Raw genomic sequence first — 17,173 nt, 5'->3', positions numbered from 1 at the left:
GAAGGAGGATAAGTATGATTGAAAGTTTATTGGTATTGGTCGTTTTAGTTGTTGTAGCCTATTTGATTGTAAAAAATTATCATCCCGCACTCAGCTTAATTATTGGTGCGCTTGTTCTACTTGCATGTGCATGGATGTTAGGACATCCCATTTATCCTGCAGGGGAAGGAACCGGTTTTGGATTATTTGATATTTTCTTGAAGTTTAAAGATACAATTATTGCACAAGTGAGTTCAGCAGGAATTGTAATTATGATTCTTTTTGGTTATTCAGGCTATATGAATGCAATTGGGGCCAATCAGATGGCTGTCAACTTTTTGGTGAAACCATTAATGAAGATTAAACGTAAATCGTTATTTGTCCCTGTGGTCTTTTTAATTGGAAATTTAATGTCACTAGTAGTTCCTAGTGCATCAAGCTTAGCGATTATTTTAATGTCTATATTATATCCGATGCTAGCCAGCATGGGGATTTCATCATTAACTGCTGCAGGTGTGATTGCAATGACGGCAACTATCATGCCAACACCTTTAGGCGCGGATAACGTAATCGCCGCAAATACCCTTGGTTATGATGTGTTAAATTATGTTGTATGGAATGCCAAAATTTCGCTGCCATCGTTATTAATCATTGCGGTTGCACAGTACTTCTGGCAAAAATACTGCGATAAAAAAGAAGGCGAGGCTGCCTATGTTTCATTAAATGAAGAGGGCTTAAGCAAACAAAAAGAATTTGATGTTCCTAAATTTTATGCAATATTGCCAATATTACCGCTATTATTAATTGTTGGAGTGGGAATCGCAGGAATGTTTATTAAAGGAATAACGATGGATATTTTTGTTCTTACATTTATTTCTTTCTTCATCGCTGTATTAGTTGAGACTCTTCGCTTGAAATCTTTTAAAAAGGTTCAAGATACGGCTGTCGAGATGTTTAAAGGAATGGGGCAAGGGTTTAGTCAAGTTGTGATGCTTGTCGTAGGCGGTTCATTGTTCACGTCTGCGATTCAAACGTTAGGAATTATTGATAGTATTATGGCATCTGTCGAAGCGTCAAGTTCAGCAGGAATTGTCACGACCTTAATTTTCAGCGGTGCAACGACCCTTTTTGGAATTTTAAGCGGTGGTGGACTGGCAATGTTTTATGCGGTTATCGAACTAATCCCTGGGATTGCCGAAAAAGCTGGGATTGATGGTATTTTAATTTCCTTGCCAATGCAGATGATTGCGAATTTAACTAGAACGATTTCTCCTGTAGCAGCAGTTGTCATGATTGTCGCATCAACAGTAGGAGTTAGTCCCATCAGAATTTTAAAGCGGACGAGTGTACCGACCATCATTGGCATTATTAGTGTGATTGTCTTGTCGATTCTATTGTTACCTTATTAAGAGAATAAACAATGAAAATTAGAGTGGCTGATGAGAAAGAGTTACCGATGATTCTTCAATTTTTAACAGAAGTAAAGGCATACATGGACGTTGTGGGCATTACACAGTGGACAAAGGACTACCCTTCTCAAGAAGATATCCAAGAAGACATTACAAAAAAACGATTGTATTTGCTAGTGCACGAAGAAATGATTTTTTCAATGGCAACGTTCTGTATGGAGCAGGAACAAGACTTTGTTTGGCTAAAGCGCTTTGCAACTTCGCCTAATTATATTGCCAAGGGTTATGGCAGTTTATTGTTCCATGAATTGGAGAAACGAGCAGTCTGGGAAGGAAGACGTAAAATGTATGCTCAAACTAATCATACAAACCATAGAATGATTCGATTTTTCGAAAGTAAAGGGTTCACAAAAATTCATGAATCTTTACAAATGAATCGCTTAGACTTTGGCTCTTTTTATTTATACGTTAAAGAATTGGAGAACCAATCCATCGTTTAAAATAAGAAAACAGGGAGCGTGGGACAAAAATCACTTTGGATTTTTGCTCCACGCTCAAAAACTGATAAACGGCGGGAACAAAAGCAACTCCTTCGGAAATAAGCCGAAATTCTCCAAAAATTAAAGAACAATTTTCGGAAATTCCTTCTTATTTCTCGGAGTTAAACGCTTGTGTCCCGACCTCCTGTTATTTTTCAAGGAAATAGTCAACTTAATTATACAAATAAAACACAAACACATTCGGGAACGGCAACATCTTTTTGAATCATTTCTAATAAGCCTGTTTCTTGGTTCCGACGATAAAGTGTTAAGTTATCAGAGTCTTGATTAGCGACAACAACGAAATCTTCAGAAGGATCTAAATCGAAATCTCTCGGAATATCGCCTTCTGTTGAAATTAATTGAATTCGTTCAATCGCTTCGCCATTTTCTGAAACAGCATAGACAGCAATTGAGTTATGGCCACGGTTTGAAGCATAAAGGAAACGGCCATCAGAAGAAATACGAATCGCAGCACCACCATTAAACGCATCATAATCAGCAGGTAAAGTAGAAACTTTTTGTAATTCAGTGAAAGAACCATCTGTTTCATCATATGAAAGAACTGAAACAGTGCTATCTAATTCACCAAATAAATAAGCCAATGATTTTGTTGGGTGGAACACTAAATGACGTGGACCAGTCCCTGGCTCAGTCACGAATTGAGCGATTTCAGAAAGCTTTCCATCTAAGCTAACATTATACGTATACACACGATCGGTTCCTAAATCACAGACGACTAAGCGTTGATCAGGTGTTAAATCTGTGTAATGAACATGGGCATTGTTTTGGTTTTCATGAGGACCAGTTGGCTCTGTATGAATCACTTTGTCAGCATCTTCCAAAGAACCATCTTCTAAGATACGATATACGTGAACGATACCTTGGTGATAATTTGCTGCATAGACAAGTTGTCGGTTTTCGTCAACAGCTACATAACATGGCGGCGCACCTTCCTCAGTTACTTTATTCAATAAGTTAAAATGGTCCATTTCTGGTTGATAAGCGGCAGTGCCACCTTCACCGTCAACACTAGTGACGCTAAAAAGTTCACCCTTTTGACTCAGAGCAAGATAGGTAGGACTCGTTTCTTCTAACAAAAGTGTCGCTTCTGTTAAACGACCTTGTGTCGTATCTAATGCAATTTTATAAATGCCTTGGCTGGCTCTTCGAGTATAGGTACCTAGTAAAATTTGTTCTAACATCACAATTCCTCCAATTTGTTTCAACACAATCACTTTTTATGAAAGTGCTTTTATATAATGTAGTATACCATAAGAAGTCTAAGAACAATAAAACTTTCTATCTGAGATGTTCGCATTTTAAAGTGGTTTGTGCTATTATGATGAGAGACTGTGATGACAGTCATTTTTTGATTTTTAGAGGGGTGACGAACATGTACGACAATACGGATAATAACGGGACCGTTCGTTGTTCATTTTGTGGGAAAACACAAGAAGAAGTAAAAAAAATTGTTGCTGGTCCGGGTGTCTATATTTGTAATGAATGTATTGATCTATGTAAAGAGATTATTGATGAAGAATTTTATGATGAAGCAGTCCGAGAATTAACGGATGTGCCAAAACCCCAAGAAATTTTAAATGTTTTAAATGAATATGTTATTGGACAAGAACGTGCAAAACGCACACTTTCTGTTGCTGTTTACAATCACTATAAACGTGTGAATCAATCAGAAACAGCTGCAACTCAAGATGACGTTGAATTGCAAAAAAGTAACATTTGTTTAATTGGACCAACAGGTTCAGGTAAAACTTTCTTGGCTCAAACGTTAGCAAAAACATTAAATGTACCTTTTGCAATCGCTGATGCGACCAGTTTAACAGAAGCAGGTTATGTAGGGGAAGATGTTGAAAATATCCTTTTAAAATTACTACAATCTGCTGACTATAATGTTGAACGTGCGGAAAAGGGCATTATCTATATTGATGAGATTGATAAAATTGCCCGTAAGAGTGAAAATGTTTCGATTACTCGAGATGTTTCAGGTGAGGGTGTTCAACAAGCCTTACTAAAAATTCTTGAAGGGACAGTTGCAAGTGTACCACCACAAGGGGGCCGCAAACATCCACATCAAGAATTTATCCAAATTGATACAACGAATGTTCTCTTCATCGTTGGTGGAGCATTTGATGGAATTGAAACCATTGTTAAAAACCGCTTAGGCGAAAAAACTATTGGTTTTGGTAAAACTAATTCTGCTTTAAATGAAGAAGAAAGCATCATGCAACATATTATTCCAGAAGATTTATTGAAATTTGGTTTAATTCCAGAATTTATTGGACGCTTACCTGTAATGGCTGCGCTTGATAAATTAACGAATGATGATTTAGTTCGAATTTTAACAGAACCGAAGAATGCCTTGGTGAAACAATATCAAAAATTATTGTCTCTTGATGACACTAAATTAGAATTTGAACCAGAAGCATTAAAAGCCATCGCAGCCAAAGCCATTGAACGTAATACAGGCGCACGCGGACTTCGTTCAATCATTGAAGAAATTATGATGGACGTAATGTTTGATGTTCCTTCAGATGAAAGCATTGAAAAAGTTATCATTACTAAAATGGCAGCTGAAGGTACCGGTAAACCAACAATTATTTATAACAAAAAAGATAAAGAAGCTGTATAAGATTGAAGCTGAAAACAGCTCTTTCGGCGGATCTCCGAAAGAGCTGTTTTTGTTAAGCTTTTGAATGAAAGACTGAATAGAAGAACGGAGGAAAACAATGAACGTACATAATGCAGAAATCGTGATTAGTGCGGTATCCCCTAAACAATATCCTGAATCTCAGTTACCGGAGATTGCTTTAGCTGGACGTTCGAACGTTGGGAAATCATCTTTTATTAATACCTTGATTAATCGTAAAAATTTAGCAAGAACTTCAGGTAAACCTGGTAAAACGCAAACGCTAAACTTTTATTTAATTGAGGATGCCTTACACTTTGTGGATGTTCCTGGCTATGGTTATGCCAAAGTTTCTAAAACAGAACGTGCGAAGTGGGGAAAAATGATTGAAACGTATATCACGCAACGTGAGCAATTACGTGCAGTCGTTTCTTTAATTGATTTACGTCATCCGCCGACCCAAGATGATATCCAAATGTATGAATTTTTGAAATACTATGATTTGCCAGTTATTATTGTGGCAACTAAGGCAGACAAAATTCCGCGGGGCAAATGGAACAAACACGAGAGTGTCATCAAAAAAGCCTTGAATTTTGATAAACAAGATGACTTTATTATTTTCTCTTCTGAAACAAAAGAAGGAAAAGAAGCAGCTTGGACAGCAATTGAAAAATTTCTATAGAAAAAAACAAGCAAAATTACTCTTTTGCTTGTTTTTTTGCTTCTTCTTTTTTTACTTCTTGTCGTTGTTTTGCCAGTTCTTCAAGAGGTACTTCTTTCTTTAATGGATCAACGGCGAAAGAATCGAAGAGTTTATCTAAGTCATTGGAACGTTCAAATTTTAATCCCATTTACTAAGCCTCCATTCCTTTTTTTATAGTGTAGCACGTTTTTTTTCATTTGGATAGCAACAGAAATGTAAGAATTCGTCATAGTTGGGTCTAGTGTAATTTCTCGTAACTAGGACTTGCCAAACATGAAAAAACAAGCTATTCTTTAGTAAGAATTAGTTAGAAAGAAGGCACTTTATGAAAAATCCGTTAATCGGCGGTGTTCGTTTTTATCAACGATTTATTTCTCCAGGATTGCCTGCACGTTGTCGCTATTACCCAACGTGTTCACAATATATGATTGATGCAATTCATACACATGGAAGTGTCAAAGGAACAACGATGGGGGTAGCACGGATTTTACGATGTCATCCTTTTGTTAAAGGCGGCATTGACTATGTTCCGTTGAAATTTCGCTTGACGAAAAATCCTGATGAGACCTATCATGGACCGTATACGTATCGAAGAAATAAGAAAACAGAAGTAGAAAAGGATGGATAAATATGGCAATTTTAGCATTTGATCTTGGCGGTTCTTCCGTGAAATACGGCGTTTGGACAGGCAAAGAATTAACAAATCAAGGGAGCTTTCCAACACCTGGCTCTTGGGAAGAAATGAAAGCGCATTTATATTCGGTTTATGCAGACAAAAGAAATGAGTCGATTAGTGGTGTTGCTTTTAGTTCACCTGGAGTAGTTGACGAAAAAAGTCAACAGATTTTAGGGATTTCCGCCATTCCATATATTCATCATTTTAACATTTATGAAGAATTAGAAGCGTTGTTTGGCTTACCAGTGACTATCGAAAATGATGCGAATTGTGCTGGTTTAGCTGAGATATATGAAGGCGCGGCGAAAGGGAAAAAAGAAGTGCTTTTTGTCGTTATTGGGACAGGAATTGGCGGAGCGATTTTTCGCAATGGTGAATTGTACAAAGGCGCTCATTTATATGGAGGCGAGTTTGGACTGAACTTTTTAAGTAATGGCCAAACATTCAGTGAAATTGGCACAGCTGTCAAAATGGCTCAGCGCTATTGTGAACGAATTGGAGTCGAAAAACAGGCGGTGACAGGAGAAGAAGTTTTTGAATTGGCACAACGAGGAGATGAGATTGCTCGCGAAGAAGTCAATAATTTTTATGATTATTTAACACAAGGATTATTCGGCTTACAGTTTTCTTATGATCCTGAAATGATTGTACTTGGAGGCGGTGTTTCTGCTAAAGAAGGCTTATTAGCAGAGATTAATCGCAGGATGCTAACGCATTTACAGACCTTTGAATTAAAAGATTTTGTTCCAGAAATCGTGACCTGCCATTATCAAAATGATGCCAACTTGATTGGTGCAGCCGCCAACTTTCAAGCAAAAACGAATTGGGAACTATAAAGAAACAGCCGATTGTTATTCTCTTCAATCGGCTGTTTCTTTATTTATTTGCCTTGTCGTCAGTGTTTTCTTCTGCAGCAATCCGCGCTTGAACTTGTTGGCGTAAAGCTTCTAGTTCTTTTTCTTTCTTTTCTAATTCAGCTAAATCTTCAGAAATTTCATGGGCTTCTTCTGCTGGCTTAGGTTGTAAAAAGACGTTTAAACCAATCGCTATAAAGGTCCCAATGAATGTATCCAACACACGTTCCATTGCATATTGAAAGGAATCGCTTTGCGGAATACTTAAAGAAATCATTAAAAGTGTCGCAGTTGCAGAAATGATTCCAGCATTGTTATTAATCCCATCAGAAACAACGATGACGATAATGACTAAAAGTGGTAGTAGCATTAATTCTACTAAGTTTTGATTAGGAAAATAATCTTGTGCTAATACATAAAGCAAAGCTAAAAAGCCACCCAATGTGTTTCCAATAATGCGCGATTTTCCAAAAGACAAACTGGTATTTAAATCTTGTCTTAGCGAAAAAACAGCTGCTAAACAGGCAATCATAGGTGAGCCACGATGGAAAAATTGAAATAAAAGAATACACAGCATGACAGCAATTGCTGTTTTTAACGTTCGCATGCCTAAACGAAATCGACCCACTATCATAAATATTCGCTCCTAAATAACTTTTCTCTTTAATGATAACCGAAATAGAGGTAAAATTACTAGAGAAAAGTGAAGAATTATTATTTTTTAAGGGGAGTATGCATGAAAATTGGTTTACGAACAGTCAAGACAGCCATTAGCGCTGCATTAGCAATGATTATTGCGGAAAAACTGGGATTACTTTATGCCCCTTCGGCAGGGATTATTTCAGTTTTAAGTGTTACTAGCACGAAAAAAACATCTGTCATGACAGGAATTTATCGTTTGTTATCCTTAGCTTTAGCAACTATTTTAGCGTATATTTGTTTTACTTTTTTAGGTTTTACAGCGATTGCTTTTGGTATTTTTTTGTTATTATTTATTCCAGCAGCTGTGTATTTTCAATTATCTGATGGGATTGTTGTGAGTTCCGTTTTGGTAACTCATTATTTAGTCGAAAAAAATCTTTCTTGGGCGATTATTGGAAATGAGTTTTTATTAATGAGTATTGGTGTGGGACTAGCGTTATTAGCTAATTCTTATATGCCTGATACAGAAAAACGTTTAAGAGAAGACCAAGAAGTCATTGAAACAATGTTTCGTAAAATTTTAAGGGAAATGGCGCTACATTTAAACAACGCTGCAGGAGAGCGAAATTTGGTCATGCATTGTGCAGATTTAAAAACCTTTATTCGTACAGGTGAGACGTGGGCCAAAAATCATGCCGAGAATCAATTGCTGTCTACCAATACGTACTATTTAGAGTACTTTGCGATGAGAAAAATGCAAAGTAATATTCTAAAAAACATGTTGGAATTATTAGAAGATATTACTGTTGATGCGCAACAAGTTCGCTATATTCAACAATTGTTGGAATATACGGCAGAAACATTTGCAGAGAATAATGATGGACAAGAAATTATGAATCGAATTAAGACCGTTTATGAAACCTATCGCACAAAACCATTGCCGCAAACAAGAAGTGAATTTGAAAATCGGGCGCGACTCTTTCAGTTTTTACAATTGTTTCAGTCATTCATTCAAGTCAAAGCGGACTTTGCCAAATTACAACTAGATAAATAAACAAAAAAGAAACCTTTTTAAACGGAGGTTTCTTTTTTTGTTCTCTTAAAAATTCAGGCAAGTTCTTTAGTATTCATTGAGAATGTGTTAAACTAATGAGAAAGAAAAATAAAAGGAATGACCGCAATGGATAATGCTCAAGTGAAGAGAAAACATTTCCGTTTTCCAGCATATGATGATGAACAGGGCGTAAAATTACCAACAGATAATGAACGTAACTTATTTCAAGATGATCTGATTGGTAAAGCAATGTCTGGTAGCAGAAGAACTGCAACATCTGCCGAAGATACTAGACAAAGCACACCATCCGTCCAACAACCAACAACGAATCAATCAACTACAAATAAACAAACACAACAATTAACGGCAGCACAACAAGAGCAATTAGCACGTCATCGTTCTAATTTGCCAGACTACACAAAACATGCTAGTAAAGCAACGAAAAATAAACAAGCAACGAAAAAAAATAATAGCCTTTTTGGGACGCCAAAAGGAAATGGCTGGACACAAACGTATAAAAAAAAAGAAGTCGTAGCGAAACCAAGTAGACCTGCCGCATCACCATTAGTGCAGAAAACGACACCTTCTTATTTTGTTCCTAAATATATCCCGGCTTCTGTGATTCCTGAGGAACAGGAACCTAGTTTTACTGAAGAAGAGTTGCTAAAAGCAATGAAAAAAGATCGGCGTTCATATGTCATTCTTGATGATGAACCAACGGCTTTTCAAGTGAAAGATACGGAAGAAGATCCAACGGTGCGGAAGTTTAATATTCCAACCTCAGAACCTGAGATTCCTTTAACTAGACGACAATATCAACAAATCAAACCAGACTTAGAACGTTTTGGCGAAGATGCGTTGGATTTACGTTCGCGTTCCCGTTTGAATGCTGCAAAGAAAAATGCTAAAAGTCAAACTGCTTATGGGAAAAAATTAGCTAAAGCGAATGCTCAAGTGGAGCCGGAAGCACCTGTGACAGAAGAAAAGAAAAAGGGTATCTTGGATAAACCATTAAGTGGGATGCTAGAAGATTCAAGTTCTGTATTAGAAAACAGTAAATATTTTAGTTAAGAGATGAAACTTGCATGTGGAATTGAAACATGTAAGTTTTTTATTCTGTTTTAATAGTTGATTATTTTTTTGTTTTATACGATAATGAATCTCGTATGATTGAAATTTTTTTAAAAAAGGTATGTTTTATATAGTGACAGAGAAGAGGATTATAATGGGAAATCAAGAGAACAAATTATACCATTTTGTCGGAATTAAAGGTTCTGGCATGAGCTCATTAGCGTTGGTCTTACACCAAAAAGGCTACAACGTTCAAGGATCAGACGTAGAAGAGTATTTCTTTACACAACGGGATCTTGAAAAATCAGGTGTCCCTATTTTACCATTTAATGCAGATAATATTGATAAAGACATGATTGTTATTGCTGGAAATGCTTTTCCAGATACCCATGAGGAAATCGCCCGCGCCATCGAATTAGGCGCAGAAGTAATTCGTTACCACGATTTCATTGCTCGTTTTATCGAACCGTACACAAGCATTGCTGTAACAGGGTCACATGGGAAAACAAGTACGACTGGTTTGCTAGCACATGTATTAAGTGGTATCAATCCAACTAGTTATTTAATAGGGGATGGCACTGGCCACGGCGAACCAGATGCTGATTTCTTTGCATTTGAAGCGTGTGAGTATCGCCGTCATTTCTTGGCTTATTCACCAGATTATGCGATTATGACGAATATCGATTTTGATCATCCAGATTACTACAAGAGCATTGAGGACGTTTTTTCAGCGTTCCAAACAATGGCTCATCAAGTCAAAAAAGGAATTTTTGCTTATGGTGATGATAAGTATCTTCGCCAGTTAGAATCAGAAGTGCCAGTTTATTATTATGGTGTCAGCGAAGAGGATGATATCCAAGCACGAAATATTCAACGAACAACGGAAGGCTCATCTTTTGATGTTTATCACAAGGATGATTTTGTAGGTCATTTTGTCTTACCAGCATTTGGCCATCACAATATCATGAATGCGCTAGGTGTGATTGCTGTGGCTTATTTTGAAAAACTTGATATGCAAAAAGTCGCAGAAGAAATGCTAAGTTTTAAAGGTGTGAAACGTCGTTTTAGCGAGAAAAAAGTCAGTGACATGATTATTGTTGATGATTATGCGCACCATCCAGCTGAAATTAAAGCAACGATTGATGGCGCCCGCCAAAAATATCCTGACAAAGAAATTATTGCTGTCTTCCAGCCACATACATTTACACGAACAATTGCCTTAATGGATGAATTTGCTGAAGCACTGGATTTGGCAGATGAAGTATTCTTATGTAATATTTTTGGCTCTGCGCGTGAAACACAAGGCGAGGTACGCATTGAAGATTTAGGTGAAAAAATTCAAAAAGGTGGACAAGTAATTACCGAAGATAATGTGTCGCCTTTACTAGATTTTGAAAATGCAGTGGTGGTCTTTATGGGTGCTGGCGACGTTCAGAAATTTGAACAAGCTTACGAAACATTACTAAGTAACACAACTAGAAACGTTTTATAAGAGAACATAAACAAAATCGGGACAGGGGTATCTGGCTTCAAAAAATAAGAAGCTGCTCCTGTTCCGTTGTTTGTTTTTAGAATGCTAGCATGGTAGATAAGTTGGTTTTGTTTAAACATCCTTTAAGGACTACTTTTTAGCTTGCCTTTTAAGTACATTTTGGTACAATTATCTTATCAATAACGGAGGTGTACTAATTTGAATATCGGAAAACCGAGAAAATTAGGCAAAACCATCGAAGATATCGAAGAGGGAGATTCGTTGTCCTTGACAGAGTCAATTGAAGACAAGGACTTATTACTTTACTTGGGCTTGACCAATGATGCGAATCCTTTATATATCCAACATGATTATGCCCAAAAAACAGAATATGAAAAACCAATCGTACCATCAATTATGCTGATGGGAATTATCACTAGTGCGATTTCAAAACATTTACCAGGACCAGGTTCACATGTTGTGAATTTCTCTGTGAACTTTGTGGAACCCGTTTTTCATTACGAAACATTGACTTTCCAATTAGAAGTAATCAAAGTCGACAAAATGAAAGATGTGATTACCATTTCAGTTGAGGCTGTTAATGAGCAAGAAAATCGCGTGTTAGATGCAGTGGTGATGGTTCAACCACCCCAAGTGACGATTGATGAACTAACAGAGAAAGAAGGGACTTTAACTTATGAATAATCAAGAGTATATCCAAACTGGCACAGGTTTGAATAAATTTTATGCCAAAATTTACGGATTTTTAGCGTTAGGAATTGGTATTAGCGCAATCATGGCTTATGCAATGACGACTGTCTTTTTACCTGTTCTAGCTACTTTATTCAAATCAAGCTTAGCTTTTTGGATGATTTGGCTTGTTGAAATTGGCTTAGTTTTATATCTAGGCGCAAAAGCACAGAAGAATCCAACCATTGCGATTGCAGGATTTGTTGCGTATGCATTATTAAATGGTGTCACTTTATCCGTGACGTTATTAATGTATACTGGTGGAACAGTGGCCGGCGCATTTTTAAGTGCAGCAGCTACCTTTGGCGCGATGTCATTAGTAGGTGTCTTTACGAAGAAAGACCTATCAGCAGTTGGTCATGCCGCTTATAGTGCCTTAATCGGAATTATCATTGCGATGTTGCTAAATATGTTCCTTTTACACAGTAATGCTGTAGAATTCTTTATTTCCATTTTAATGGTCCTAATTTTCTCAGGGATTACTGCTTATGATAACCAACGTATACGCCAAGTCTATGCGCAAACAGGTGATCAAGCAGGTACTGGGATGGCCGTTTTCTTCGCATTACAATTATACCTTGACTTCATCAACTTATTCTTAGCTTTCTTAAGAATTTTTGGTAAAAACAACTAACATGAACGTAAAAGAGCCAATCTGCTCAGCAGATTGGCTCTTTTTTTAACCCATTCCAATAGCGAAATTCAACAGTTTATCGGAGTACGTTGGATTTTCTAAATCGGTTTTCATTGTTTCGTTCAGTAGACTGAGCTGATCGGTAATGATGCCATCGACGCCATAAAAAATCATTCGCGTCATAACATCTTCATCATTTGCTGTCCAAGCATAAACCTTTTTCCCATCATGATGAGCGGCATTTACAAAGTTACGATTCATTGTACTGTATTCCATAGTAAAAAAGTCAACTGGCATTTTAGGTGGTCCCACAATGTTAAAAGGAATAACGTAGCCTACATAAAAGCGTGGTTCTTCTTTCTTTAAGGCCATCGCCGTATCATAGGTTAAGGTATGAAGGATATGACCGTTTTCTAAAATATTTTCACGGTATTGTTTGACAAAGCGCTGCACTAAATCAGGGCTATCTTGAGGCGTGGTTTTGATTTCAATTAATAAACGTTGTTTTAATTGATTGGCTTTGGCTAAATAATCATCGAAAGAAACCATTTTAGCAGTTTGACCATTTTCTGTGACATTCATATTCGTTAATTCTTTAAGTGTTAATTGATTCGGTCGTTTATTAACGCCCGTTAACGCCCGTAAATTAAAATCGTGCATGACAATAAATTGATGGTCTTTGGTTTCTTGAATATCCATTTCAACATAATCAGGTTTTGCCTTATTGGTCTCGATTAAAGAGTCTAAGGTGTTTTGAACGCCATTGTTACCATTGACACCACGATGGGAGATGGTAACCGGTTTTCGGTCAGGTGTATGACTTAGGTAATTCGTATTATAGGTGCCTACACCAATTCCGAAGATGATTGCAATCAAACAAAAAAGAACGACTCTGAAGGTGGTCCATTCTACCCGAACCTCTGATTTCGGGGTGAACCATTCTGGCGTGTCAGGCAAAATCCCTTCATCCTCCATATCATCAACAATAATGTAAAAAATAGCAACACTAGACAACACCAAGTTTAAAAGCATCATAACCTGAAGGAGTGTCATAGCGATGACAGCGCTAGGTAAAGACCACTCAGGTTTAAACGTTTCAACGGCGGTTTGACCTAAAAATATCAAGAAATAGCCAGCCGTAAAAATCCCTAAAACAGTTCCTCCAATGATAATAAATTGCCCTAAAATCTGGAAAAAGCGTCGCTTTGTAATTTGCCAACTACGTTTCAAAGACTCACGAAAACCAACATCACGTAAAATCAACTCTGGAAGGGCAAAAGCAAGTCGAATCGCTAAATATAAGATAATCAGTTCTAACAATACGAAACCAATAATAATAATGACGCGATTTGCAAAAATAAAATCTAAGATAAAGGCTGGAATCTTAACTCTTGTTAATAAATAAGAGCGGAAGGTTAACCCACTTAATGGTAAAATCAAAAAGAAATATGACAGGAAAAACAGAAAGGTAATTCCTCGAACTTTTTTGATCTGAAGCAAGGTGCCGTGCAATAATTGCGTTAGAGTAATTGGTTGCTTTTTCTTAATAAAATAAACACTAAGCAATAAAAAGGTAAATTCAAAAAAGAGCGCCAGTAAAATTAATAGCCCAATTAGTAGAAAAGTCAAAAGGACATAGGGATGTTGCGTAGCAATTGCCCCTAAGTTATCGTAGGAAATATAATCAATCCCACCTTCTTTGAGTACCAATTTGGACAAACTTGTCAATAAAGGCAATAGAACGAATAACATAAATCCGTGCATCAAGAGCACGTCGCGAAAATACGCCGTTGTTCCTTTAAGAAAATCTAGCGTATTCACAATACTATTTTTAAAATAACTAAACATCAAAAGTCCCCCAGTTTCTACCAAAATTCCATAATAAAAGGACTAAATCAAACTGACACAGGCAGAGTTTTGATTTAGTCCGTTCGCTTTTTTATTTATTTTACATTCCCAGTAAGCTAGTTAAAAATGTACCGCCATAAATTAACGCAAGACTATATAAATAGATAGAAGCAGGTTTTGCTAGTAAAATAATCAGAGTAAATTTTTTCACAGACATTTTTGTTAAACCGGCCATTAAACAAAGCGCATCATCCGGTGCAATCGGGAAGAAAATTGCTAAAGCAAACAATCGTTCAAAACGTTTTTCATTGTCTAACCAACCGATATACTTGTTATATGTTTTATCACTGACAAGGCTCATAATGAATGGTTTCCCATAATTACGACCTAATAAGAAAATGATAATAGAGCCAAGTGCAATACCAACGTAATTATAGACGAAGCCCATTGTTGGCCCGAAAATCAAGACCCCTGCAGCACAGCTAACACCACCAGGAATAATCGGAATAACCACTTGAATAATCTGAATTAACATGAAAATAATCGGACCGAGAATGACAGATTGCCCTACTAGTCCTCTTAGTGCATTGATGTCCTTGAAGACACCTAATCGGATAAAATAGATGGTTGCAATTATGGTTGCAACAATGCCCAAAATGGAAATAATATTAACAATTTTTCTAGATAGGGTAACACTCACATTTCTCATCTCCTTTAGTTATACTCATCGTACTTTTAGTATATAACTTTTTATCAATAAAAAACATCGTTTGTTCTTTCTGCAAACGAACAAAGTTGTAAGATACGCATCATTTGATAAGTTTATTATACAAAAAAAGAGACAGAAAAGACATCCTACTTAAGACCCATTCTGCACTGATCTTTCGAAAGAGAGTTGAAGAAACGAAAGTGGCACATCTTTTAGTAATATTATAGAGGGGCAAAGAGTGAAATTAAATTTGCATCTACGTCTTTAATGATTGCGTATCGTTGGCCCCAAGGTGCATTCCAAGGTTCTTTAAAAACAATGTAACCAGCTTGGCTCATTTTTTTCACGGTGCTATCAACTTCTGCGGCCGTTTCACAAAGAAAAGCAAGTTCGATTTTATCGCCTTGCTGACTAGGCGCAAACCCATAGACGCCAGTAATCATTTGTAGTGAATTTAAAGAAATCCTGACGCCATTGTTTTGTAATTCTGTGTAATCGGGCGAAGCTTCTCCCAGCACGTTAAAACCTAGCGTTTGGTAAAAAGAGAGTGCTTGTGTCATATCGTTGACGATAATACCGACCATATCTAACTTCATCCTCATAACCTCCGATCTATGATAAAATAAGTGTAAGGGATTTTTTGGTAAAAACCAAACGATTTATAGCGAAAGTGCTTAAAAAAATTAGAATGTAACAGTTTACAACGAAGAATAAGAAGACTATAATTATGTTAACTAGTTTTAGGTATACCTAAAAGTGAAATGTGTGAACAAGATAGATTGAGGGATGTTGGATGAAAGAAAAGAAAACGGAAAAAATGCTTAATTATGCAAATGGGCCTAGTTTAGAAGAGATAAATAATACCGTCGAGGTACCTAAAAACGCAAGCTTTTGGCGAACTTTGTTAGCCTATAGCGGACCTGGCGCTTTAGTGGCTGTTGGTTATATGGATCCAGGAAATTGGATTACGTCAATTGCTGGCGGAGCGGAATATAAGTACACGTTACTTAGTGTGATTTTGCTTTCTAGTTTAGTTGCCATGTTACTACAAAGTATGGCTGCGCGCTTAGGAATCGTGACAGGAATGGATTTAGCCCAAGCGACTAGAGAGCATACAAGTAAACGAACGGGCGTTGCCTTGTGGGTGGTGACGGAGTTAGCCATAATGGCTACAGATATCGCTGAGGTAATTGGTGGTGCCGTTGCTTTGCAATTATTATTTGGTTTTCCATTATTAATTGGTGTGTTGATAACAACGTTTGATGTTTTATTACTTTTGCTACTGACAAAGTTAGGCTTTCGCAAAATCGAAGCAATTGTTTCTTGTTTAATTGCAGTCATCTTTTTTGTTTTTGCTTATGAAGTGGCATTAGCAGATCCAAATGTTGGTGAAGTATTACGAGGTTTTATTCCAGACACAAAAATAGCGACAGATAAATCCATGTTATTTTTAGCCTTGGGAATCGTTGGAGCGACAGTCATGCCTCATAACTTATATTTGCATTCTTCCATTGCGCAAGCTCGGAAATTTGATCGTAACGATGATGCTGAGAAAGCCAAAGCAATTCGTTTCACTACTTGGGATTCAAATATTCAATTAACTGTTGCTTTCGTCGTAAATTGTTTGTTGCTAATCCTAGGGGGAGCATTATTTTATGGAACCAACAGTGAATTAGGTAAATTCGTTGATTTATTTGATGCTCTGAAAAATCCAGATATTGTTGGTAATATTGCTAGCCCAGTGTTAAGTATTCTTTTTGCAATTGCTTTACTGGCTTCGGGTCAAAATTCAACGATTACAGGTACGCTGTCAGGACAAATTGTAATGGAAGGCTTTATCCATTTAAAAATGCCGTTGTGGGCAAGACGAGTGTTAACTCGTTTGTTAGCAATTGTGCCAGTCATTATCTGTGTCATTATTTATGGCGGTAGCGAAACGGCTGTTGAAGACTTGTTGCTTTATACGCAAGTTTTCCTAAGTATTGCTTTGCCAGTGTCGATTATTCCTTTAACGATGTATACAAGTGATAAAAAATTAATGGGCCAATTTGCGAATCCAGCGTGGGTGAAATTTTTAGCTTGGATTATTGCAATTGCCTTGACGTTATTGAATTTATTTTTAATTTATGGCACATTAACTGGTTTAACGAATTAATAAAAACAAAGGCTGACTGGAAAAGTTGGCCT

Annotated in this window: 18 protein-coding genes; 12 read left to right on the top strand and 6 right to left on the bottom strand. The window is 36.9% G+C overall.

What is annotated here, in order from left to right; translation table 11 throughout:
- Window positions 1-14: 14 nt before the first annotated feature.
- Both dcuC and IGJ90_RS08625 read left to right on the top strand, forming a co-directional pair.
- Window positions 15-1,388 carry a C4-dicarboxylate transporter DcuC gene (gene dcuC, locus IGJ90_RS08630; RefSeq protein WP_002360057.1) on the top strand — a complete coding sequence of 458 codons (1,374 nt, stop codon included), beginning with the start codon at window positions 15-17 and terminating at the stop codon, window positions 1,386-1,388.
- Window positions 1,389-1,399: 11 nt separating this feature from the next.
- Window positions 1,400-1,888, top strand: a complete 489-nt coding sequence (locus IGJ90_RS08625; RefSeq protein ID WP_033625524.1) for a GNAT family N-acetyltransferase — start codon at window positions 1,400-1,402, stop codon at window positions 1,886-1,888.
- Window positions 1,889-2,103: 215 nt separating this feature from the next.
- Here the strand turns inward: IGJ90_RS08625 and IGJ90_RS08620 are convergent, their stop codons facing one another.
- On the bottom strand, window positions 2,104-3,132 hold the full coding sequence (locus tag IGJ90_RS08620) for a lactonase family protein (RefSeq protein ID WP_002366856.1): 1,029 nt from the start codon (window positions 3,130-3,132) through the stop codon (window positions 2,104-2,106).
- 191 nt (window positions 3,133-3,323) lie between these two features.
- On the opposite strand from IGJ90_RS08620, the gene clpX reads away from it, so the two are divergent.
- Both clpX and yihA read left to right on the top strand, forming a co-directional pair.
- A complete protein-coding gene (gene clpX, locus IGJ90_RS08615) occupies window positions 3,324-4,577 on the top strand; it encodes an ATP-dependent Clp protease ATP-binding subunit ClpX (protein ID WP_002357154.1) in 1,254 nt (417 codons plus the stop codon).
- Between the two features lie 97 nt (window positions 4,578-4,674).
- Entirely contained in the window at window positions 4,675-5,256 is a 582-nt protein-coding gene (gene yihA, locus IGJ90_RS08610; protein ID WP_002357155.1) for a ribosome biogenesis GTP-binding protein YihA/YsxC, read from the top strand.
- 16 nt (window positions 5,257-5,272) lie between these two features.
- Here yihA and IGJ90_RS08605 read toward each other — a convergent pair whose 3' ends face one another.
- Complete coding sequence (locus IGJ90_RS08605; RefSeq protein WP_002357156.1) at window positions 5,273-5,425, bottom strand: SPJ_0845 family protein; 153 nt, start codon at window positions 5,423-5,425, stop codon at window positions 5,273-5,275.
- Window positions 5,426-5,602: 177 nt separating this feature from the next.
- Here IGJ90_RS08605 and yidD point away from each other — a divergent pair, with 177 nt between their 5' ends.
- Both yidD and IGJ90_RS08595 read left to right on the top strand, forming a co-directional pair.
- Window positions 5,603-5,905, top strand: a complete 303-nt coding sequence (gene yidD / locus IGJ90_RS08600) for a membrane protein insertion efficiency factor YidD (protein WP_002357157.1) — start codon at window positions 5,603-5,605, stop codon at window positions 5,903-5,905.
- 2 nt (window positions 5,906-5,907) lie between these two features.
- A complete protein-coding gene (locus tag IGJ90_RS08595; RefSeq protein WP_002360061.1) occupies window positions 5,908-6,789 on the top strand; it encodes an ROK family protein in 882 nt (293 codons plus the stop codon).
- Between the two features lie 40 nt (window positions 6,790-6,829).
- Here IGJ90_RS08595 and IGJ90_RS08590 read toward each other — a convergent pair whose 3' ends face one another.
- The gene (locus IGJ90_RS08590) at window positions 6,830-7,441 is read right to left on the bottom strand and encodes an FUSC family protein (protein WP_002366855.1); all 612 of its coding nucleotides are present in this window, start codon (window positions 7,439-7,441) and stop codon (window positions 6,830-6,832) included.
- A gap of 102 nt (window positions 7,442-7,543) precedes the next feature.
- On the opposite strand from IGJ90_RS08590, the gene IGJ90_RS08585 reads away from it, so the two are divergent.
- The 5 genes from IGJ90_RS08585 to IGJ90_RS08565 all read left to right on the top strand — a co-directional run bounded on the left by IGJ90_RS08585 (window position 7,544) and on the right by IGJ90_RS08565 (window position 12,429).
- Complete coding sequence (locus IGJ90_RS08585; RefSeq protein ID WP_002360063.1) at window positions 7,544-8,503, top strand: aromatic acid exporter family protein; 960 nt, start codon at window positions 7,544-7,546, stop codon at window positions 8,501-8,503.
- A 117-nt stretch (window positions 8,504-8,620) separates the two neighbouring features.
- A complete protein-coding gene (locus IGJ90_RS08580; protein ID WP_002360064.1) occupies window positions 8,621-9,574 on the top strand; it encodes a hypothetical protein in 954 nt (317 codons plus the stop codon).
- Window positions 9,575-9,728: 154 nt separating this feature from the next.
- Window positions 9,729-11,066: a UDP-N-acetylmuramate--L-alanine ligase gene (gene murC / locus IGJ90_RS08575; protein ID WP_002357163.1), complete on the top strand. Its 1,338-nt coding sequence runs from the start codon at window positions 9,729-9,731 to the stop codon at window positions 11,064-11,066.
- 198 nt (window positions 11,067-11,264) lie between these two features.
- On the top strand, window positions 11,265-11,750 hold the full coding sequence (locus IGJ90_RS08570) for a MaoC/PaaZ C-terminal domain-containing protein (protein ID WP_002357164.1): 486 nt from the start codon (window positions 11,265-11,267) through the stop codon (window positions 11,748-11,750).
- Window positions 11,743-12,429 carry a Bax inhibitor-1/YccA family protein gene (locus tag IGJ90_RS08565; RefSeq protein WP_002360066.1) on the top strand — a complete coding sequence of 229 codons (687 nt, stop codon included), beginning with the start codon at window positions 11,743-11,745 and terminating at the stop codon, window positions 12,427-12,429. Before IGJ90_RS08570 ends, IGJ90_RS08565 begins: the two co-directional genes overlap by 8 nt.
- A gap of 45 nt (window positions 12,430-12,474) precedes the next feature.
- On the opposite strand, the gene IGJ90_RS08560 is transcribed toward IGJ90_RS08565, so the two are convergent.
- The 3 genes from IGJ90_RS08560 to IGJ90_RS08550 form a co-directional block, all read right to left on the bottom strand.
- A complete protein-coding gene (locus IGJ90_RS08560; protein WP_002366851.1) occupies window positions 12,475-14,277 on the bottom strand; it encodes a glycerophosphoryl diester phosphodiesterase membrane domain-containing protein in 1,803 nt (600 codons plus the stop codon).
- A 100-nt stretch (window positions 14,278-14,377) separates the two neighbouring features.
- Window positions 14,378-14,986, bottom strand: a complete 609-nt coding sequence (locus IGJ90_RS08555; RefSeq protein WP_002383106.1) for a TVP38/TMEM64 family protein — start codon at window positions 14,984-14,986, stop codon at window positions 14,378-14,380.
- Between the two features lie 221 nt (window positions 14,987-15,207).
- A complete protein-coding gene (locus tag IGJ90_RS08550; protein WP_002419919.1) occupies window positions 15,208-15,582 on the bottom strand; it encodes a VOC family protein in 375 nt (124 codons plus the stop codon).
- Between the two features lie 197 nt (window positions 15,583-15,779).
- Here IGJ90_RS08550 and IGJ90_RS08545 point away from each other — a divergent pair, with 197 nt between their 5' ends.
- Window positions 15,780-17,141 (top strand): Nramp family divalent metal transporter, encoded by a 1,362-nt coding sequence (locus IGJ90_RS08545; protein WP_002360069.1) that lies wholly within the window; start codon window positions 15,780-15,782, stop codon window positions 17,139-17,141.
- The last annotated feature ends 32 nt before the right edge of the window (window positions 17,142-17,173 follow it).

The sequence above is a fragment of the Enterococcus sp. AZ129 genome, assembly GCF_051714505.1.
Lineage (GTDB): Bacteria > Bacillota > Bacilli > Lactobacillales > Enterococcaceae > Enterococcus > Enterococcus faecalis.
Note: the sequence above shows the minus strand (reverse complement) of the source record. Positions and strands in the feature narration are given on the sequence as shown.